This is a genomic window from Thalassorhabdomicrobium marinisediminis (genome assembly GCF_003072065.1).
Taxonomy (GTDB): Bacteria; Pseudomonadota; Alphaproteobacteria; order Rhodobacterales; family Rhodobacteraceae; genus Octadecabacter; species Octadecabacter marinisediminis.
In genome coordinates this window covers 52,564-72,608 of record NZ_QCYG01000009.1, presented here as the reverse complement: position 1 = coordinate 72,608, position 20,045 = coordinate 52,564, and the positions used below count along the sequence as shown (strand labels likewise).

Genomic DNA, 20,045 nt, shown 5'->3' with positions numbered 1-20,045 from the left:
AGCGGCCCCATGAGTGATCTCGACGCCAGGATCAATGAACACTTCGCGGGTTTCGTCGTGCGCAAGGACTTGGTCAAGGCGGTCAAGGGAAACGCCATTGTTCCAACCTATGTGCTCGAGTACCTCCTCGGCCAGTATTGCGCCACCGATGACGAAGCATCGATCGCCACGGGCATCGAAACCGTCAAAGAAATCCTGCGCAAGCATTACGTCCACCGTAGCGAAGCCGGGCTCATTCAGTCGACGATCAAGGAAAAGGGGCGCTACAAGGTCATCGACCAGATCAGCGTGTCGCTGAATGAGAAGACCGACAGCTACGAAGCCACCTTCGACAACCTCGGCATCAAGAAGGTCGCGGTCGACAGCGGCACGATCAAGGCGCACCCCAAGCTTCTTGTGACGGGCGTCTGGTGCATCGCGGATGTGCAATACGAGTTTTCCGAGGATGCCCGCATCTCGCCCTGGATCCTCGAAACCATCAAGCCCATTCAGATCGCCAAGGTCGACTATGAGAGTTACCGCGCAGCGCGTGAGAATTTCGGCACTGACGATTGGATCGACCTGCTGATGCAGAGTATCGGCTTCAACCCGGAAGCCTTTGGGCGTCGTGCCAAGCTGTTGCAGCTCATGCGCCTGATTCCCTTCGTGGAGCGTAACTACAACATCATCGAGCTTGGGCCCAAAGGGACGGGCAAGTCGCACATCTACTCCGAGTTCTCCCCGCATGGCCAGCTGATCTCTGGCGGTGAGGTATCGATCCCGAAACTCTTCGTGAACAACTCGAACGGCCGCATTGGCCTTGTAGGCTACTGGGACGTCGTGGCCTTCGATGAGTTTGCCGGTCGTGAAAAGACCGCGAACAAGGCTCTCGTCGACATCATGAAAAACTACATGGCCAACAAAACCTTCTCCAGGGGGGTGAACCCCATGGGGGCGGAGGCCAGTTTCGCCTTCGTCGGCAACACCGACCACAATGTGCCTTTCATGCTAAAAAACAGCGACCTCTTTGAGGCACTGCCACCCCAGTTCCATGACTCGGCCTTCATCGACCGCCTGCATGCCTACTTGCCCGGCTGGGAAATCGACGTGATCCGCGGCGAGATGTTCACCAAGGGGTACGGCTTCATTGTCGACTATCTGGCCGAAATCTTGCGTCACCTGCGGCAGGAGGATTTTTCACATCGGCCAGACCTGCATTTCAAGATCAGCGAGAAAATTTCGACGCGAGATCGGGATGCAATCTACAAGACCATGTCCGGGCTTCTAAAGCTGATCTTCCCAAATGGCGGCGAGACAGCGGAAGATGTCGAAGAACTACTTCGGCTTGCCATGGAAAGCCGCAAGCGCGTGAAAGACCAGCTAGCTCGCATCGACAGCACCTATCCCGAGGTCGATTTTTACTACCTCGGATCCGACGGCACCAAGCGGCGTGTAACAACGGTCGAGGAAGAAGAATACCCGCAGTTCTACTATCTCAAGCCAGCGCTGGATCCCAAGGAACAGGAACAGACCGAGACGTCGACTGATGGTGGCGATGCCGCTTCGGACGCTGGTGGAGCGGGATCAGCTTCCGGCACCGCGGCAGAGCCCATTCTTGCGGCCAAGACAGACGTAAAACCTGCTCTGGAAGAAGGGCATCACGTCTTCACTGAGGATCGCAAGGGGATCAGCTACGATCGCCTCTTTGGCCCATACATTGCGGGCGCATCCAAGATTATCGTGACGGACCCCTATGTGCGGTTCTTCTACCAGATCCGAAACATGATGGAATTCGTCGAAATGGTCATTCGGCGCAAGTCGCCCGAGGACCAGATCAGCGTTCATCTCGTAACCGGTCCTGATGATGGCAACGTCGCGAAACAACGTGAATTGCTGGATTCAATCGCGGACGCCTGCGTCGGCTCTGGCGTTGCGTTCACATGGGCCTTTGATGGCACAGGGACCGCGCATGCGCGCGATATCGTTACCGACACCGGCTGGAAAATCGTTCTGGATCGCGGTCTCGATATTTTCCAGGCACCCATCAGAAAGGACGGGTTTTCACTTGGGGACCGTTTGCAGGAGCACCGGGTCATCAAGGGCTTCTATGTGACCTATGTGCGAAATGGTGAGGGGTAAGGCCTATGTTTCGTATTGATAAAGATGACAACTCGATCAAGCCCCTCAAGGCACTTTGCTTTTCCGAATTGGGCTTCAAGGAACGCCAGCATCTGCAGGAATGGATCGCGAACTATCCGTCTTGCTTGGACGAAGACCAGTTGATCATCCAGAAGGAGCTCGCGGGATTTTCTGACATCAATGACGAAGGCACCTTTCTAAGGCTTCATAGGTATCAGGCCCCTAGGAGCGGCGTTAAGAGCAAGGTCCGCAGAGAGGTGATAGCACTTGAAAGCATAAAGGAGGCCTTGGAGTATATTCGATATGACCAGACTGCCTCTGGCAAAATACTAGCTATTGAGAAATCGGGTAACCAATGAATAACCAACCTAAACCAGACTCCAAGACCTATGATGACCTGATCTCTGATGTGAAAAAGGGGATCATAAAGGTTCCAAAGTTTCAGCGAGATTTTGTTTGGGATTTGAAGGCGACCGCCAAGCTTTTAGACTCAATCCTGAAGGGCTATCCCATTGGGACATTTATTCTTTGGGAAACCGATCAGCGTATCAACGATATCAAAAATATTGGTGGCTTTGACCTTCCGGAAACTCCACTTGGGCGAAATGTTCAATATGTCCTTGATGGACAGCAACGGATCACCTCGCTTTTTGCAGCCTATCTCGGCGCCAAGATCAAAAAACCAGGTGAAAAGAAAGTCACAGACTATAACGATATCGTGGTGAACCTTGAGGAAAACCTCGAGGAAAAGGAAAAAGATATTGTTACCGTCAAGGATGAAGCCGAGATCGCTATTCCTCTACATGATGTGCTGAACTTCGATTATCAGATGGGCAACGAGCTGGAACAGCGTGGGTTTGACAAAGCCCAGATCAACCAGATCAGTGCCTACTCAAGCGCCTTCAAGACCTATGCCTTCTCCACAGTCACCTTGCGCCAGAATGACATCGAATCCGCAATCGAGGTCTTCACTCGCATTAACACGGGTGGCAAGGTCTTAACCCTGTTCGAAATCATGTCGGCAAAGACCTATGACGAAGCCAATGACTTCGACATGCAAGCTCGCTGGGAGCAGTTCCAGAAGAAATTGAATGATCGCAAGTATGAGAACATCTCGCCGTCTGTCATCTTACAGATCCTGAGCCTTATCATCAGTGAAACACGAGAATGCAAGCGTAAGACTATCTTGGGGCTTGAGAAGGCTGATATCCTCGAAAAATGGGATGACGCTATCTCTGCCATCGAGAAGACGATTGACTATTTCCGCACCGTCTTGCGCATCCCTGTGTCGCAACTCCTGCCCTATGACACGCTCATCGTGCCGTTTGCTTACTTTTTCCTGAAAACGGGCAAGGCACCCAATGGACAGCAGCGTAAGTACCTTGAAGAACTGTTTTGGCGGTCGAGCCTGTCCCTGCGATACTCATCCGCCACAGAGTCAAAGCTGGCAGCGGACATCAAAAAAGTTGACCTCATCATCGATGGTCAGCGCCCGCCCTACCCTGAGTTCAAGCTCTACATCAATTCCGCACAGGATCTCAAGGAGACCGATTTCTCGACCGGCAATGCAATCTGTAAGTCGATCCTTTGTATCCTAGCCTATTACGAACCCAAGGATTTCGACAGCAACGGGAAAGTGCTTCTGGATAACTCGTACCTGAAAATTGCCAGCAGCAAGAACTACCACCACTTCTTCCCTAGGGCCTATGTCCGCAAGCATGGAAGTGATGCTGAGACACCCTATGCAAACTCGATTGTGAACATCACCTTGGTCAGCGCAGAGTTGAACAAGAAACGCATCGGAGCCAAGGCACCCTCCGTCTATCTGGCAGATTTCGCAGACGAAAATTCAGAGCTGAAACATGCGCTGAAGAGCCATCTCATCGAATTGGATGATGCCTCTATTATCCAGAATGACTTCACCGCTTTCCTGAAAAAGCGCTCCGAGGCTCTCTATGCCGAGATACTGAAGCGGATAGAACCCTCAGAGGCTTCCACCAAGATTGACCCTGTGCATGAGATGATCCTGGAAGGCGAAGGTCAGCTGGTCGAGTTCAAGTCTACCCTGCGCTATGACATGCGCACCGGCGAGGTAAACAAGAAGCTCGAACATGTGATCGCTAAGACAGTGGCCGCCTTTATGAATTCAGATGGTGGCAGCTTGTTCATCGGAGTGGATGACCATGGCAACGCCATTGGTCTAGACTTGGATTACGGCACGCTGAAAAAAGCAGACAGAGATGGCTTCCAGCTTCACCTGGGCAACATTCTGGACTCTTACCTTGGCAAGGATGTGATGAAGCTCTGGAAACTCGACTGGCCCCTCTATGATGACAGGCAGATCTGCCACGTGCAGGTCACACGAGCGAATAAGCCCGTCCATGTGAGCCATGAAGGCAAGGAAGAATTCTTCGTGCGGAAGGAGGGCTCGTCCCAGCCTTTGAGCCGGGCTGACGAGCATGAGTGGAATAAGGGCCGATTCTAAGACTATGAGAGAGGTTAGTGTCAGTCCTTACGCAACACTCCTGAGGATACCTCACCATGAGCGGCACGCGCTGTAGCGGCTATTGGGTCAGATCAGTTAGCACTCGATCTGGCTAGGCTGGGGATCAAGGGAGCCGACATTACCGAACTGGCCGCGGCGGTTTCGACCACAAGGGCGATCATCGCGGTGCACGGAGGATCGGCGATACGACAATTAAGGAAAGAAGCCCGCGAAATGAAAGACAATGACCCGCTTTGGTTAGCCTATCTCTGGGAATCTTGGGGTCCCTCCCCCGAGCGACAAAGGAACCTGCAGGATCTCGAGGACAGGGTTCGCGCCGAGGGCCCTTCCGGCATGGTCGATGAATTCCTGACTGAGCGCGCCAGAGGTAGGAAGGCGCACGAAGCGGCGCTGGCTCTCGAGCAAGTGTTTAGAACTGGTGGGAAGCGAGGGGAGCAAGATGCTCGACGATGGCTCGACGAGGCAAAGGGGGCGCGGCTGAACGACCCCAAGATCCTGCAAAGCCTTGAGCGGAAGCTCGAGAAACTGATAGAGCGCAAGAACAATCTTCATAGCCGCCATAGCCAGCCCAAGCAACAGTCGACGGTCCGAACGATTATTAGGGATGGTCGACACCCGAACTGTCTGCGCGCACTACAACCTACCCACTCCTGGACAATCTATCTCGACGAGACTGGCGCCGATTTCGATAGCACGGAGCGCCCCGCCAACCCGAACCGAACGGGGCGCGTGGTAGCACTGGCCGTTCCCGACAGCGTCGAACTGGCCGATTGCGGCGGCTTTCACGCCGCAGACCGGAGCTTCGCCGAGGTCGACAAGGTGCTGCAACAGGTTCTCGACGCGCCGGTCGGGGTTCTCGGATTCAGTATTCTTGATGAAACTGCAAGACATCGGTACTGGATCGGTCACATCCTACATCTCGTGCGCTGGACGCTCCTGCAACTGCCGGTACCAAGTGATGGCCAAGGAAGCCGTGTTCGGATCCTGATCGAGCAGCGTGACGCCTACAATCCCCAGACGGATCTGAAGGCTCTGGCCCAGTCGCTTGAAAGCGAATTGGCCGCCCTTGACCCTCAGCGTTTCAAGGGGCTCGCGCTTGAGATGGGCTTCATGGGCAAGGACCACCCCATGAATGGATACGTCGATGTCATCGCATTTACTTGGGGCAGCTCGGACTGGTCGAACAAGGATCGGTTGCGGAAATCCCAGCTACTCGGCCATTGCTTCGTCAAGGCCAACGAAAGCAGTCTGCACCATCTCTATTTGGCAGTGACAAGTGGGGGACCGCTGGCACCAGCCGATTGGTATGCGCTTTGTACCGCGACGGCGGATGAGCACGAAGGCAGCTTCCTGCGCCGCGAACTCGACCGCCTCGGCAAGGCGATTGCGCGCCGCCCTCGGCAATGGGAGCTTTACCTCGAAGAAGTACAGATGCGCCTTTCAAGCAAGCGGTACTCCCTTGCCGAGCTGGGCAGTGCCATCGCTTGGCTGCAGCAATATGCCGACCAGTCGCAGATCATTCCAGGCACGTTGAGGCTGCAACTCGACAGCAGCAACCTATCGTTGGCCAATCATCGCGGGCAGATCCAGGACGAGCTGGTCTTCCGCTGCCTCGAGTGGGTCAACAAGCTTGAGGACGAGGCGCCGCAACTGGTAGCCGAGGCGCTGTTGCGAATGGCAAGTACAATGACAAATAATTTTCAATTCAACGCGCTTGAGGAGATCGTCGAAACATGGCTTGCTAAGCCCATCGCGGTGGCCGGACTGCTGAACTATGCCAAACTTCAATCCACGCGCGGCCAGATGCATGCCTTCTCACATGATCCTGCCACAGCCGTTTCCTTTTTCGAGGCAGCCGCGGAGAGTTTCGCCCGACTGAGCGATCCACGGCAGGTTGCACGAGAGACGCATCAAACCGGCATCTACGAGATGATCGCTCGGATGGACGCTGTGCCTTACGGTGCCGACGGCGAAGGGGCGAGCGCCGAAGTGGGAATAGTAGTGGAAGCCATTCGTCAACTGCTCGGCAACCGCGAACCAGAAGCAATCAGTCGGTCTCTGTCCGCGTCAGATCAGGCAAAGCGCTTCGAAAACCATCTATGGCTGCGTACGCTGAACCGCTTTCCCCAGCAGATGGCCAATGCCCGCGCGGCCTATCTCGGCAACCGAAACAAGTGGAAGATTGGTAGCGATCACCCTTGGCCGCTAATTCTGGCCTATCGGGCCTGGCTTCTGCAGGACGCGGGCGAAACTGAGGAGGCGCACTCCCACCTAGATGCGGCCATTCGCACCTGCCTCGACGATGACCACGGTGTGACGCTCGAGTGGATGGCGCTGGTACTTAGCACTATGGCGCAGGCGATTGGCGCGCCGCTAGCAAGCTCTGATTTTGCGGCGGAGGACGGACTGCGAAGGCGCCTGCAGCATGCGCCTTGGGAGGCGTTGGCCGAGTTCGCGGCTGAGGCTTCACACGGCAGAATACCTCCCGCCCGGATCTGGGTACATCTCGCGAAATGCCTTCCCTTCAACTTTCACTGAGCCGCGTACCGGTCCACTCTTGAGCACAGAATAGATGTCTTCTCCCAAAGCCCCCATTTCCGCTCCTGAACTAGCACGCCGAGTTCTGCTGCATCCTCGTGGGGGCGTGAATACATTGATGGAATTGGTCAGGAACAGTGAAACTGAGTGGCTGGAGCTTAAGGCCTCATTCTATCCTGAAGGTGGCAATTTCGAGCAGGGAACGAATGCAGACGACTATCGATGGAATGTTGCGAAGGCGGTCATTGCGCTGGCCAACTCGATCGGTGGAGTGGTGCTGCTGGGGGTCGCCGACGATAACGGCGTAATCGGTATCGAGGCCAGCGACCCCGACGGTCGGCGGCGATCCAAGGGGGCGGAGGCGTTTCGTCGCGAGGTGGTCATGCCGCAGGTTCTATGCCCAGCCAAGGGCTGGAAAACGGGCCGCCAAGGCAATTTCCGACTTGCGAATGCAGCGTTGCTCGAGCGACTGGTCGCGCTGGAAGAGATTCCGCAAGGCGAGCAGAGCGTTCTAGCTATTTTTGTCGATCCCGCGCCTGAGGGCTACGGCTTTGTCGAAGTCGAGGCATCAAAGGATGTCACCCGGCAGATCTACCTGCGCAAACGCGGGGCAGTTGGGCAGGTCTTGGCGCTGGACGGAGATCAAGCGGATGTGTTGTCAACACATGAAGCGCAGCGCCGGAAGCTTGCAGCTGAAATTCCACTGCTCTGGAAACAGTTCGAGGAAGGTGGCCTGCTTGCGCGCTCGACTGAGGAACTCGTGCCCGATGTACGCCGCCATGTCGCCGCGCTTGAGACGCGTCTGGCGCCGGTCGCGGATCAGTTCATCCCTCTTGTCGCGGTTCAGCGACGCACGACTAGGCCGAACGCCAGCCGCAAGGCTAAGGTGCTCGATGACGGCGACAATTGGGTCCGGAGCGAAGCGACGCGCTCCGGCGAGGACTGCGATCTGCTGCCGACCGCCCCCGAGCCGCGTAGGGGGCCGGCTACCGAATTGCTCGGACGGACCAACCAAGCGCTGCTGATCGGGGAAGGTGGCTCAGGAAAGAGCAGATGCCTTGCTGCGCTCGCGTTCGAAGCGGTCCGCGAATGGAAGCCCGGCCAGCCTTGGCCGCTTCTGGTATCTCTTTCCGCCTATTCCGCCGAGGGCTTGGCGGGCTTGCTTGCAACCGAAAGCGGCATCGACTGGCAAGATCTGGCGCCACGGGTTGGTGCAGGCGAGTTAACTCTCTGTCTTGATGGGCTGAATGAATGCCCGGACTTGTTCTATGATCAATGCTTGACGGAGATCGCAGGGATCTTGCGCGAGTATCCCGCCGCGCGCGTGCTGCTGACCAGCCGGAGCGCACAGCTTCCGCCAGAGCTCAAGTTGGAGGTATTCGAGCTCGAGGCAATGGATCGGGCATGTCAAAGCAAGTTTCTGGCAACCTATCTCGAGCAACCGCAGAAGGCCGAGTCGATCCTTGAGCAGCTGCACCTTCATGACGGTGGCAGCGCGATAGCTGGCAGCCCGATACTGCTACGCATCGTGGCTGAGGTCGCCCGTGAAACTGACGAAATCCCGAACGAGCGCTCGAAGCTGTATTGTAGCTTTCTCGATGCCTGGTTCCGGCGCGAGATCGAAACGTCAAGGCACGGTGGCGAGACGCTGCCATGGGATCACGAGCTGACCATCACCGCGCTGGCAGAGTTGGCCTTTCGGGCGCGGCAGAAGGGTAGCAGCCGGATTCCTCGGCCGCAGGCCCACGCCCTGCTGATCCATCGCCTTGGCGAAGATACCGAGCGGTTCATCGACTGGGCGTCGCAGGGCACCGTTCTGGTTCGTAACGAAGGTCGCGGAGAGCTAGCTTTCGAGCACGAGACGATCCAAGAATATCTCTGTGCCAGGTATTTAGCGGCTCGGAATGAGGACTTGCATCCCGATGTGTTGGCCGTGCGGGCTGATGCCAAGCCAGGAATATGGGCGATGCCGCTAGCCTTCACGTTCGAGATGCTAGCGCAGCCATCGCCGGCGCTTGTGGACTCAGCGTGGAGGGTTGAGCCGCTGATCGTTGCTGCCGGAACTCGAAGCGAACTGCACCATCATGCCAAAGATGTGGCCGATGACCTTTGGGAAGAGGCAGTATTGAATGTCCTGCTTGGGAAGGATGCTGCCGCACAGGCCCGCGCTATCTCGATCATGGCCCGCTTGCCGCCGAAATATCCAATCTCGCAATATCTGCTGAGCAGCCTAAACAGCCAGGCTTTCTGGTACACGGCGCTAACACATGCCACTGGCGTTGCCAGAGTCGACCGGCTGCGCGGTCTGGTCTGCGGACCAGATTTCCCGTGGATTGAATTGCTGGCTGATACGCTGATCGGCTGCAAAGCTTGGGCCGCGGGCCTCTCTCCGGCGCTCCGCGCCATCGCGGGGGTCAGTCCCACTCCAACCCTGCGTGAAGTGTTGTCCTCATGCTCGGTCTCTGAATTCTGTGCTCTCCGGCGGCGCAAGATGATCTCTGCCGAGACCTTCGTCTCCTCATGGAAGACAGCGCTCGACCGCTCATCAGCGGATCGACTGGATCTTGACCTTCTGGACATTCTGCGCACCGAGAAGGAGCAGGTGGATGATGTCTTGCAAGACATGCTCCCGCGCTACCGAGCCCAGCTTCGCCGGATTGCCGTCGAACCAGAACTTTCACTGCGGGTGCTCAGCATCCTGCTTCGGGGAGGGGTAGTCCAAGCCGAGGAACTTCGTGAGCGGAGAGGTTTTCTGGCAAATGTGCGCGCCCGGATGTCCATGATGAATGCTATCCGCCTGGCCAAGCAAGGCCTTCTGCGCCCTGCAGATATCGATGCCGGAACGCGGGCACGTCTTGTCTATGACCGCAAAACCACAGTGCGTAACATTGACGATGCAATCAGGAGCGAACTCCTGAACCCGGAGGATCTGCCAACGCAGTTGCGTGAGCGAATTGTGGCCGCCGCCCCATCGCCACACAGAAAGCAGCGTGCAAGATCTGGAGAGGCAAAGTTTTCGGTTGCCATGCTGAGTGATGCCAAATCCCGGATGAAGGTTAACGCGGAGCTTGCGAAGATACGTTGGACAGTTGAGCTGAAGCGGACCATCCCCGAGCGAGGTTACGGCTTCGTCCGGCACCCGGATTTCGGGGAGGACATCTTCTGCCTGTTGTCAAAGATTGCCGCAACGGACCGGAATGGGCTTCGCGAGGGCAAGGTGCTCAATGTGAGGATAACCACTAGTTACGACAGGGCACGGCAGCACTGGAGCTTTGCAGTCGAGTCGGGGCACACCGTAGAGTAGCAGAGAGCTGGCGCTGTCACTCCCCCGTCGCCTGCGGGCCGAGTTCATAGTATCTGTCCTTAATCCTTACCGGGGCTCCGGCGAGTAGCTTTCGTGCCTCGTCCGTATCGAAAGCATAAATGTGGGCTGAGGCGACATAGCCGCGGAGTGTCCCGCTGACCGTGTTGCAGCGCCGCGCGAGATCGCTTTGCAGCTGCGCCAGTGCGGCCAGATTGGCGTATTGGCGCCCGAAGATGTTCTGACTGCGGAAGAAGAACTGCAGGTCCAGTCTTCCTTGGCGAATTTTGGCGTCAAGCGTCGTCAGGCAAGGCAGGCTGGCCGCAGAGCTGCCGGGAACGAGTAGGTTGATCGTCGCAGACTTGGTTTCGGGTTTGCGTCGTAGCCGCTCGACCATCCAATCAAACTGATTGATCCCCTCCATGTCGAAAATTCGCTGCCCATAGGTGAAGGGGCGATCAGGCATACAGGCATCTCGCGCAAACTTGGCAAGGGTCCGAGCCAGGACGGTCGGGTCGCCGTGGGCGGATAGCAACGGATCGGATACGCTTGGCGCCGAAATCTCGACCGTCAGACCAAGCACCTCAAGCAGCCCCACCTCTCCATCGTGATGGGGCTCGCCATGGCTTAGCACATGGTTGATGCTCTCGATCCAGCACTCTCCGATAGTTTGCGCACGGATGGCCAATGGCAGGTCTGCCATCATAATTATCCCCACTTCATAAAAATTTGCGCCAGAGCGCCTCGAAGTATCGTCCTTCGAGCGCCGCGCCGCGTTGCGAAGGGGCCGCCCCAGTGCGCGAGAAATGGCCGGTTCCATTCCCGTCATCAGCAAAACTGTCGTGCTCGAGGCGCTCGAGCTGGTGCCAAGCGCCATCGAAATGACGGATGGCAATCTCTTCGCGCTCAGTTATGCCGCCGATGACCGTCACCTTTGCATCCTGCGATGCGGCCAGCTGATGCATGGCCGGCAAGTGCATTGGCGGGACGGCATAGAGAAACTGCCAGTCGCCGCCCGCGGTGCTGAGCTGTAGCGGCGAGAGACCCGATTCCAAAATGAGTTCGTCAAGGTCGGGATGCAACGGGATGCGCTGCTCATCGACAACGGCGCCGCAGGCGCTAGCACCGCATAGAGCGTGAATTGCGCCGGGCAGGCCATCGCTGATGTCGGTTCCGGCATGCGGTATGCCAGCCTCGGCAATGGCACAGCCGAGGGTGAAAGGCGGGCGCTGCTCGATGATCGCCTGCTCAACTATGCGGCGGGCGCGGACACCGATCGGGAGCGCGCGCTTTAAGGCAATTAGCCCTAGCAGCATCGAGCCGAGGAAGCCTGTAACCACCAGCGCATCGCCCGGGCGGGCACCCGAGCGGCAAATGCGTTTATCGCGCGGCACCGTGCCGAGCGCAGTGGCGACCAACGCGAATTTTGGATTCTGCTTGGTGTCACCGGCAACGATCTCCGCACCATAGCGTCTAGCGGCCTCGGCAGCGCCCTGCATTACACCACGGACGAACCCAAGTGTAGTGTCAGGGGGAAGCAGCAAGGCCACAGTGACTGCCCGCGGAATGCCCCCTGAGACCACGATGTCGCTAATGGCATGTGAAACGCCGAAGTCCCCAACACATTCTGGGCCGGCAAGCCCGAGACCGTAGGCCGCATTGAGCCCGGATCGGTCGGTGTTCAGCACGAGCAGCTCATTGTCCTTTTGACGGAGGTCGACGAAGGCGGCGTCGTGACCAAATCCATCGACCAGCATGCTCGGAGCGGCCATCATGCCAGCGATCTCGGCCACGAGGCGACGCTCTCCTGCCTCTCGAACAGTCAAATCCTCGTCCATCAACTATCCCATTGCTCGTTATCGAGGGACATGACCCCCGCTGCCCGTGTGACGTAGCTGCAATAGTTTATAGGGAGAATCAATGTCTGCCGATCGTCCGCGTCCCTTGTTGATCACGGATACTTGAATGAGACCAAGGTTGCTCCTATGTCGACTTCGAAGAAATGGGGGGGCGTGCCATGATGAAAGTGTCTGCTCTGGCTGTTTTTGTGGCAGCGAACTTGTCCTTTTCAGGAAACATGGCAAATGCCGGGGCGTGTGACTACCGCCCGAGTCAGTTGATCGGCGGATCCGGCGCGGGAGTAGTAGCGACGACGGGCCTTGGAACCGCTGCGGCGGGTATCGCTGCAAAAGGCGCAGGATTTTACACTCTCACTCATGCTATTACGGGTGCGACCATGCTTGGTTCGACCGCCGGGGGAGCTTCCGCAGCGGGTACGGTTGGCATAATGGGCGGCACCGCGGGCCTTGTCGGAACCGCGGCTGGTGTGCTCATGGCCCCCGCAACGATCATTGCCGGTGCCGTAACTGCCGTTGGAGTAGGTGGGTATGAAGGTGTCTGCTACTTCTACGACGAACGCGTCACCGATTATACGGAAGTAACGAGGATTCTAGAATCAATCGCGGTGAACGCTGATCCGGCGTACCTCCGCTTGGAGATCGATCCGATGAATCGTGAGAGCGCCGTGCTTGTTCTAAGTGATGGCGCAGAAATCACTCAGCGATATTCGGTCGAGGATCTCTATGTCGTGAACGGCGTTTTGAAACACCGAGACTGGGGACTGAACACGGTTATCGGTAACGTTGGTTTCATTGCGCAGTCTGCGCCCGCTCAATAGGCGCTCGAGAGCCTTGACCGAGGCGAGTGTGCCTTGGTTGTCATGCCTATGCTTTGGTTGACAAGAGCCCTTCGGAGCACGGTTTTTGCAGTTGCGCTCATTGCCGTACTCGCCTCGTCGGTCATCGGGACGACCCTTTGGGCGCTTCAGCTTTCAGCTGCGGTTGCTCCCCGGGTTCGACCCGACGTCTCACTCTCGGTGCCGACAAGGGATATGACAGTGCGGACTTCATCTCCGACCTTCGTCAGATGTACGTCACGCCGCACGTCGCCCGCAAATCGCGCCATTCCGCAATCGACGGGCGAACGACCCGTCATTCAGGCTACGCCGTGTCGCAGAAACGGCGGAAGAAGATCGAGGAGCCCTTCGGCTGGGCCAAAACCGTGGGCTCGATGGCCCAGACAATGCTGCGCGGCACCGAAAGGCTCGGCGCGCAGTTCACGATGACCATGGCCGCCTGCAATCTGGCGAGACTGCCGAAGTTGCTGACGACATGACCCAGAACAACGAGGAAGATTGGCAAAATGTGCCCTGAGCCACGAGATCGGAGCTGGTTCCCTCCCGCCTGACCAGAACAACGTTCTTGGCAGCCGACTATTTCAGCGACCTGCTAATGGGAGTATTTATCATTGGCCTCTCAGGCTGACATTCCGCTGGAGAACAAGAACACCATATAGGCTGCATAGGCGACCAGCATGAGAATGCCCCAAAGCCGCCCGACCTTCGTCGTTGCGAACAGCAACGTCAACAGTAGCAAGGCAGCCCCCAGCATTACGGGCGTGTCGATGGTGCGAAACCGTGCACTCACTTCGATTGGCTGAATCACGACGGTTACGCCAAGAATGGCGAGAATGTTGAAGATATTTGACCCGATGACGTTGCCCAGTACGACGTCAGATTGGCGCCTGATCGCGGCGACAATGGCGGTGGCAAGCTCGGGCAGCGAGGTGCCAATGGCGACCAGCGAAAGCCCAATCACGGCATCCGGCACTCCGAAAGTCCGCGCGATGTTCACGGCTCCATCGACCAGCAGGTCCGCTCCGAACACAAGCGCCGCGATTCCGCCAAGCGCGAGGACAGGCGCCAGCCAGGGGCGCCGCAAGGGAATGTCCTCGAACGCCTCTGCCTCATGTTGAAACGTCTTGGCGGCGCGGTTCCTCCGCTCCAGCCAATAGGTGGAGAAAAGATAGCCCGCCAGCACCATCAGCATCGCAATCCCTTCGATGCGGGTGATGATTTCCCCTTGTACCAAGACGAACGCCGCAAGCGAAACGAGGGTTGCCACGAGTGCCTCGCGCACCGCCGTGCGCTCCCAGCCCATAATGGGTGCAATGAGCGCAGCCACGCCTACTATGAGCAGGATATTCGCGATGTTCGAGCCGACAACGTTTCCGAGGGCGATTTCGGATGCGCCGTCGAGAGCGGCGTTCACTGACACCAGCAACTCGGGCGTGGACGTGCCGAAGCCGACAATGACAAGCCCGATCAGGAGCTTCGATATGCCGAGCCGCTCAGCGATGGCAACCGAGCCGCGCACAAGCCCTTCGCCGCCGACAAAAAGTAGGACGAGGCCAGCGGCCACGAAGAGAAGATCATGAAGCATTCGTGGTCCTGTCGGTTAATAGTCGGCTTCGGCATGGCAGCATTCTGATTGTCATGTCGGGATTTAAGGTGTTGATCAAAGAAAAGGAACTGCAAGCCATCTCCCTGTTCGTAATTTTTTGCGTGTCTTCTTCATTGAAATGCGCCCGGCGATTGTAAACAGGTGCTGGCGATCTGATATCGTAGTGACCCACCCGGAAGGAACCAGATGCAGCGCAACGACGGTGAAATACGGCGACCCTCGCTGTCGCTCCCGATCCTGCGCACGGCACGCCGCCAGCATCGTGCTGGTACGCTCACTCTCGGCAGTCTCCTGTCGGCTCTCGGCGAGGCGTCCTTTGGATGGGCGATCGTGGTGTTCTCGCTGCTGACGCTGCTGCCACTGCCACCTGGGTCTTCCCTGATCACGGCGCTGCCTCTTCTGGTGACCACAGCCCAGATGATGTTGGGTTACCCCCATGTGAAACTTCCAGGGCGCTTGGCCCGTCTGCGGATTGACCCTTTGAAGCTGAGGCGGACGGTCCTGCGCCTCCGGCCGGTGACACGAAGGCTCGAACGCATCCTCGTGCCTCGCTACAAGACGCTGTTTTCCCGGCGCAATGAACGACCTCTCGGCCTGTTCATGTTCGTGATCGCATTCGCTCTTTTCTTGCCAGTTCCCCTGAGCGGTTGGTTCCCGGCCATCTCGCTCTTCATCATTGGCGTCGGCATTGTGGAGCAAGACGGCCTTGTCAGCAGTGTGGGTCTGGTCCTTGGTGCGGCATCGGTCTTGTTGACCGCAACAATCCTCACCTCCCTCGCTGCGGGCGCGGAGGCCCTTATCCACTGAAGACGGGCTCAAGCCCCCTGAGAATGGACGAGCACCAGCGCCGATCAATCGCAATCGGAATTATCCATGAGCCCATCTTGCATCTGAGTGTTGCACTGCATCCCAGATTGAAGATGCGTATCTTTCAAAATGACGTCATCAAACACCGCACCAGTCAGGTCCGAGCGATCGAACGAAACGTTCTTCAGTGTTGCGTCCGTAAAGCTTGCTCCACCTAAATCTGCGCCTTCAAATGACACGTTCTCCAGTACGGCGTTGTCGAAGATCGCGATGCCGAGGCCAGCACCAGTGAAATCAACATTCCGAAAAGTGGACCCCCTGAGATCAACCCCCGTCATCTTGCGCCCAGACAGATCGAGGTCTTCAAATATGCAGCTGTCGCGTTGCCCTTAAATCTGAGACGTGACGCGTTTGGCGACAATTTTTGCCCTTAATTGCGAGATGCGGCTGTCATGGGGCCTGCACTTCTCGCGCGCCTTTGCGCGATGTGATCAACCGCGGCAAGCAGACGTGGCTCCTTCTCGAAGGCGCGCAAGAGAGCAACCCTTGCATAGTCGTCGATGCTGTGGCTGACGATGGCTGCCTTAGCCAAGGGACGAGATCGAGCGGCGGCGATTGCGGCGAGGCAGAACAGCCTAACTTCCGATCTGGGGTTCTGAACAGCGAACGACGGATCCCCACGGAAAGTTTTGAGTGACATGGCAAAGGCGACTGCACGCATTGCGCGCCTTAGTTGCTTGGGGCTTCGTGATCGCGCGGCGCACTCAAGCATCCCTGCCCCGCGGCGCGCTCGGTAAATCAGTTTTTCAGATATTTGTTCGTCACCGGGTTTGCCAAGGGTCTGCACAAGTCTCGTCCCGCAAACTTGGCAGTCAAATGCCCAGGCCCGCCTCCAATGCCTGAGCGAAAGACCCTCTCTGGAGCATTGCAGGCAATGCTGGAATGGCATCTGAGCCGTCAGCGAGGCTTCTCGTGGCGTCATTGCCGGAAAGGTCAAAGATCGCACAACATCTGGGTCGACTCGTGCGGCGTTGGCAATCTTCTCCGCCGTAGCCGCGTCGACGCTGAAGTCCAAGGCGGTGCCATGCGCGGTATCGATTTTGATATGAGCCAGCAGTTCCGCGTCATCGCAGTAGTTGGCCGCCGCCAGCCGAGAAAACCAACCTGACAACAACTCGTCTGGCAGCGGCGCGACAGTTTTCGGCAGCGGGTGCGGCTTCACACCCCGGACTTCTCGAGTCGCCGATGGGCGTTCGCATGGCGCGACCAAACCGGCGTCCATTTTGCGATCGCGCCATCAGTGATGCATTCATTACCTGTGACAATGGCGTCGATGGAAAGATCCTTGATCAGGGCGAAGATGCGCGAGGTCACCCCGCCGGTCAACGCAAGTATCTGCTTGAGTGACTTGACCTTCAGGTTGGATTTTTTCTCGAGGGGCATTGCCGCGATGAGTGTCTGGATCATGTCCGAGAACTCGGCATCGTCGCGCCAGTTTGGCAGGTGATGTTCATCCAACCGCCTGGCAAGCTGGATGTCACCACGGATCGCATCGACGGCCTCGCTGACCCCGAGGCAGACCAGCGACACTTCGAGTTCATTGCTAAGATATCGAAGAACATTGAGAAAGCGGCGCTGTTCGCGGTGGGTCCCGGCCAAAAGGTTGTGAACCTCGTCGATCATGATCATCCGCAGGCCAAGGTCGCGCAAGAGCGCGATGACACGGACTTCGAGGGAAGCCACATTTTGAGCGCGTGCGCTCAGTGCCGTCGCCGGGGCGCCGACGGCGGCCAAAATGTGCAGATAGAACCGCCGTTCGTCGGGTGCGGGCGGCGCTTGCAGCAGCAGCAGCGGTGTGCGGGTGATGCCTGACGTTGGATCGTATTCTGGTGCGTACTTACGCGACAGGTTTCGGGCGATCATCGTCTTTCCGATCCCGGAAGCGCCATGCACAAGAAGCCCGGGCATACGAGTTTGCCGTGGCGCTTCGATCATGCCTTGCAAACGCTCCAACACCTGTTCGGCCCGCGGAAAGCCGATCCAGATATCTGATTGAATGAGGGCGATCCGACCGTCTTCCTCAGTTGTCCTTGCCCTCAATTCACCATCTCTCCACCTTGAACAATGGGCGCGATGTATCACCCGTATCGATCGCGCGCAGCCCTTCGGTTGTCGCGACAGCCGAGTTGGTGCCCTCCAATGTCCCTTTTCTTTCACGGGATCGGCGTTCAGCCTTCGTCAGGCCCCGGCTTTCAGCTTCGATCTGGCGTTGCTGTCGGATCAGCTCAGCCAGCACCAGCTCATTGGACCCTGACTTGCCAAGGGCACGGGCCTTCCTCATCGCATCGCGATATTCCCAGAGAGACACGGGCGGCATTTCCAGGTTTCGATAGCGCGCCTCAACATATCGGCCATCGTCCAGTTCGACCCAGATCATTGAGATATCGCGAGGATCGTAGCGAACGACCACCTTTCCATCCCCGCGCCCAATGTGGCCTGCAAGGGCATCGGACCAGTACCGTATCTGGAACAGATGGATGCCGTCACGTCTGACCTTGCGCAGTTCGCTCGGCAGAAAGCTCACCCGAAAGGCTTCCATCTCAAAGGGAATGTCGCCCATCATTTGCTCTGAGCGCGCCTCCCATTTGGCAACGGGCGTGCAGCCAAGACTTGAATGAATGCTGTTGTTGTAACGGCAGATTTCCAGAGCAAACCAGCGATCGAATTCGCTCAACGTCATCGTGGCCATGTCTTCGGCGTCATAGTCGCCCTTGGCCGCGATCGAGGATTGCGTTGTTCCCGGCAACAGGTGAACGGCCCCCATCATCGTCCCGATCAACCGTTCGACGTGACCTCCAAAGTGAGGACTTCCCGGCGGCCGATAGACCAGATCTATCCCCCATTCCGCACATGCCGACCGAAAGGCATGCGACCGGAAATCGCGGCCATTGTCGACGTGGATGCTATGCGGTTTGCCCTGTGCGGGCCAAGGAATATTGCACGCTAATTCCGCCAGAAGTTCCGCCTTGGGGGCAACCGCCTGTGTCAGGCAAAGCGCCACTGACAGACGCGAAGGGGCCTCCAGAGAGGTGTAGTATCCAGTTACCATCCGCGTTGCGATGTCGATCGCCAGCGTGACCCACGGTCGGCCTATTGATTGGCGCTCAAAGCTGTCGACAAGAATGATGTCCGCGGGCGTATGATCAATTTGCACTTTCTCCAAAGGTTGACTGGCCTTGTTCTCACCTGTGACCGGCGCAAATTTCTGGCGGGCCGCCTTTGCGCCCTCTCGTGCCTTCGCAACTTCGCGGGCATCCATCACATCCAGACGACGCTGAACCGTCCGCCGTGTCGGCGGCTGCAAGCCCTGTTGCCAACACGCGCTGCGGATTTCTGTCACGACGCGCGACAGGCTCGAACGCTCCCGGCGCAAGAAATAACGGCGAAGGTGCCCTTCGATCACCGCTTCGACCTTGCTGGATATCAAGGTCGTGCCGGCCGGGCGGCCCCGTTTCCTCGGGGCCAGGGCACTGGTGCGTCCGCCTTCTTCGACCAGTCGCTTTATCCAACGCCAGACCGTCGCCCTGCTGACACCAAGCTCCCAAACGGCATCATTGATGCCACTTTCCAGGCTGCCAGTCCCTTTCAGAAATGCTTGAACAAGCGGGCGCAGCACCGCGGCCCTGCGCGCCTCTTCGGCACCAACGGCAACGGAGTCTTCGCGATCATCATCCATCAATATTTGCCGCACAAGTCTGTGAACCCTGTCTCAGGTTTAAGGGCAAAAATATCGGAATTAAAGGCAAAATCTCATATTTAAGGGCAAAGCACGGCCGTTGATTTCGTTGGATTTATCATCTCACAATTAAGGGCTACGCGACAGCTGGCCGTGATGCCGTTGCTGATGTCCTTCAGCAGTGACAGCGTGTCTGTTGGCCGTGACATGACATAACTTTCAACCCACGCGGACAACCGCCCCGCGGCGTCCGCGTATTGCGGCTTCGCCAGCGAGCCGAGGTCGGTCCGGTCGTCGCTGGAATAAACAAATGGGTAGGAGGCAGCGTCGGCAGCGATCGGGAAAACCGGCCAGACAGGCGCGCTCAGGTCCACCCGCGCGCGCGACCGGATCGAAAGCGACTCCGTCATCTCGTCGAACTGAGCCGTCGCGATCGCATTGCCGGCAACGTCGTTTGACCAGTCGATGCGGGCCTCGGGACTGATCTTCAGGTCGAAAGACGTCAGACTGAGATCCCGGGTTTCCCGCGGACGCAACATCAACCGATGCGGGCCGAGTGAAACAGCGATGCGATACCGATAGCAGGTTGTGTGCGTGAGGGTGATCGATGGCATCGGTGAGACCTACGACAAACGACCGCCGGAACGTCGGCGCCCATGTCCGCTACCCTCGGAAATAGCCGCGCGCCAAACGGCAGACCCCTTGCAACGCGAACATATGCGCTCAACGAACCCCTCG

15 protein-coding genes and 1 pseudogene are annotated in these 20,045 nt (G+C 57.7%); 8 read left to right on the top strand and 8 right to left on the bottom strand.

All coding sequences use genetic code 11. From position 1 onward, the window contains the following. Positions 1-9: 9 nt before the first annotated feature. From brxL to DC363_RS14215, 5 genes are all read left to right on the top strand, one after another. Entirely contained in the window at positions 10-2,118 is a 2,109-nt protein-coding gene (gene brxL, locus DC363_RS14235) for a BREX system Lon protease-like protein BrxL (protein ID WP_108641827.1), read from the top strand. Between the two features lie 5 nt (positions 2,119-2,123). Then, on the top strand, positions 2,124-2,477 hold the full coding sequence (locus DC363_RS14230; RefSeq protein ID WP_108641826.1) for a hypothetical protein: 354 nt from the start codon (positions 2,124-2,126) through the stop codon (positions 2,475-2,477). Next, on the top strand, positions 2,474-4,603 hold the full coding sequence (locus tag DC363_RS14225; RefSeq protein WP_108641825.1) for a GmrSD restriction endonuclease domain-containing protein: 2,130 nt from the start codon (positions 2,474-2,476) through the stop codon (positions 4,601-4,603). Before DC363_RS14230 ends, DC363_RS14225 begins: the two co-directional genes overlap by 4 nt. A gap of 234 nt (positions 4,604-4,837) precedes the next feature. Next, positions 4,838-7,162, top strand: a complete 2,325-nt coding sequence (locus DC363_RS14220) for a hypothetical protein (protein ID WP_108641824.1) — start codon at positions 4,838-4,840, stop codon at positions 7,160-7,162. 106 nt (positions 7,163-7,268) lie between these two features. Next, a complete protein-coding gene (locus DC363_RS14215) occupies positions 7,269-10,466 on the top strand; it encodes an RNA-binding domain-containing protein (protein WP_158270883.1) in 3,198 nt (1,065 codons plus the stop codon). Positions 10,467-10,482: 16 nt separating this feature from the next. On the opposite strand, the gene DC363_RS14210 is transcribed toward DC363_RS14215, so the two are convergent. Then, positions 10,483-11,169, bottom strand: coding sequence for a thymidylate synthase (locus DC363_RS14210; RefSeq protein WP_158270882.1), 687 nt, complete (start codon positions 11,167-11,169; stop codon positions 10,483-10,485). A 13-nt stretch (positions 11,170-11,182) separates the two neighbouring features. Continuing rightward, positions 11,183-12,301 (bottom strand): thiamine-phosphate kinase, encoded by a 1,119-nt coding sequence (locus DC363_RS14205; RefSeq protein ID WP_108641821.1) that lies wholly within the window; start codon positions 12,299-12,301, stop codon positions 11,183-11,185. Between the two features lie 179 nt (positions 12,302-12,480). Here DC363_RS14205 and DC363_RS14200 point away from each other — a divergent pair, with 179 nt between their 5' ends. Both DC363_RS14200 and DC363_RS14195 read left to right on the top strand, forming a co-directional pair. After that, entirely contained in the window at positions 12,481-13,140 is a 660-nt protein-coding gene (locus tag DC363_RS14200; RefSeq protein WP_146180796.1) for a hypothetical protein, read from the top strand. A gap of 167 nt (positions 13,141-13,307) precedes the next feature. Next, a pseudogene (locus tag DC363_RS14195) lies at positions 13,308-13,637 on the top strand (transposase); the annotation flags it as partial. Between the two features lie 140 nt (positions 13,638-13,777). Here the strand turns inward: DC363_RS14195 and DC363_RS14190 are convergent. Next, the gene (locus DC363_RS14190) at positions 13,778-14,743 is read right to left on the bottom strand and encodes a calcium/sodium antiporter (protein ID WP_108641819.1); all 966 of its coding nucleotides are present in this window, start codon (positions 14,741-14,743) and stop codon (positions 13,778-13,780) included. Positions 14,744-14,950: 207 nt separating this feature from the next. Here DC363_RS14190 and DC363_RS14185 point away from each other — a divergent pair, with 207 nt between their 5' ends. Then, positions 14,951-15,571, top strand: coding sequence for an exopolysaccharide biosynthesis protein (locus tag DC363_RS14185; RefSeq protein ID WP_108641818.1), 621 nt, complete (start codon positions 14,951-14,953; stop codon positions 15,569-15,571). 44 nt (positions 15,572-15,615) lie between these two features. On the opposite strand, the gene DC363_RS14180 is transcribed toward DC363_RS14185, so the two are convergent. The 5 genes from DC363_RS14180 to DC363_RS14160 form a co-directional block, all read right to left on the bottom strand. Continuing rightward, entirely contained in the window at positions 15,616-15,942 is a 327-nt protein-coding gene (locus DC363_RS14180) for a pentapeptide repeat-containing protein (RefSeq protein ID WP_479685933.1), read from the bottom strand. 59 nt (positions 15,943-16,001) lie between these two features. Then, on the bottom strand, positions 16,002-16,793 hold the full coding sequence (locus DC363_RS14175; protein ID WP_108641816.1) for a TniQ family protein: 792 nt from the start codon (positions 16,791-16,793) through the stop codon (positions 16,002-16,004). Then, positions 16,790-17,671 carry a TniB family NTP-binding protein gene (locus DC363_RS14170; RefSeq protein WP_108641815.1) on the bottom strand — a complete coding sequence of 294 codons (882 nt, stop codon included), beginning with the start codon at positions 17,669-17,671 and terminating at the stop codon, positions 16,790-16,792. The genes DC363_RS14175 and DC363_RS14170 overlap by 4 nt, the downstream gene beginning before the upstream one ends. Before the next feature lies 1 nt (position 17,672). After that, the gene (locus DC363_RS14165) at positions 17,673-19,307 is read right to left on the bottom strand and encodes a Mu transposase C-terminal domain-containing protein (RefSeq protein ID WP_108641814.1); all 1,635 of its coding nucleotides are present in this window, start codon (positions 19,305-19,307) and stop codon (positions 17,673-17,675) included. A gap of 80 nt (positions 19,308-19,387) precedes the next feature. Next, entirely contained in the window at positions 19,388-19,921 is a 534-nt protein-coding gene (locus tag DC363_RS14160) for a transglutaminase N-terminal domain-containing protein (protein ID WP_108641813.1), read from the bottom strand. Positions 19,922-20,045 lie beyond the last annotated feature (124 nt).

Coding starts and splice junctions, on each gene's coding strand:
- DC363_RS14225 (WP_108641825.1), top strand. CDS start 2,474: ATGAATAACCAACCTAAACCAGACTCCAAGACCTATGATGACCTGATC.
- DC363_RS14165 (WP_108641814.1), bottom strand. CDS start 19,307: ATGGATGATGATCGCGAAGACTCCGTTGCCGTTGGTGCCGAAGAGGCG.
- DC363_RS14210 (WP_158270882.1), bottom strand. CDS start 11,169: ATGATGGCAGACCTGCCATTGGCCATCCGTGCGCAAACTATCGGAGAG.
- DC363_RS14185 (WP_108641818.1), top strand. CDS start 14,951: ATGCAGCGCAACGACGGTGAAATACGGCGACCCTCGCTGTCGCTCCCG.
- DC363_RS14220 (WP_108641824.1), top strand. CDS start 4,838: ATGAAAGACAATGACCCGCTTTGGTTAGCCTATCTCTGGGAATCTTGG.
- DC363_RS14190 (WP_108641819.1), bottom strand. CDS start 14,743: ATGCTTCATGATCTTCTCTTCGTGGCCGCTGGCCTCGTCCTACTTTTT.
- DC363_RS14205 (WP_108641821.1), bottom strand. CDS start 12,301: ATGGACGAGGATTTGACTGTTCGAGAGGCAGGAGAGCGTCGCCTCGTG.
- DC363_RS14230 (WP_108641826.1), top strand. CDS start 2,124: ATGTTTCGTATTGATAAAGATGACAACTCGATCAAGCCCCTCAAGGCA.
- brxL (WP_108641827.1), top strand. CDS start 10: ATGAGTGATCTCGACGCCAGGATCAATGAACACTTCGCGGGTTTCGTC.
- DC363_RS14160 (WP_108641813.1), bottom strand. CDS start 19,921: ATGCCATCGATCACCCTCACGCACACAACCTGCTATCGGTATCGCATC.
- DC363_RS14200 (WP_146180796.1), top strand. CDS start 12,481: ATGATGAAAGTGTCTGCTCTGGCTGTTTTTGTGGCAGCGAACTTGTCC.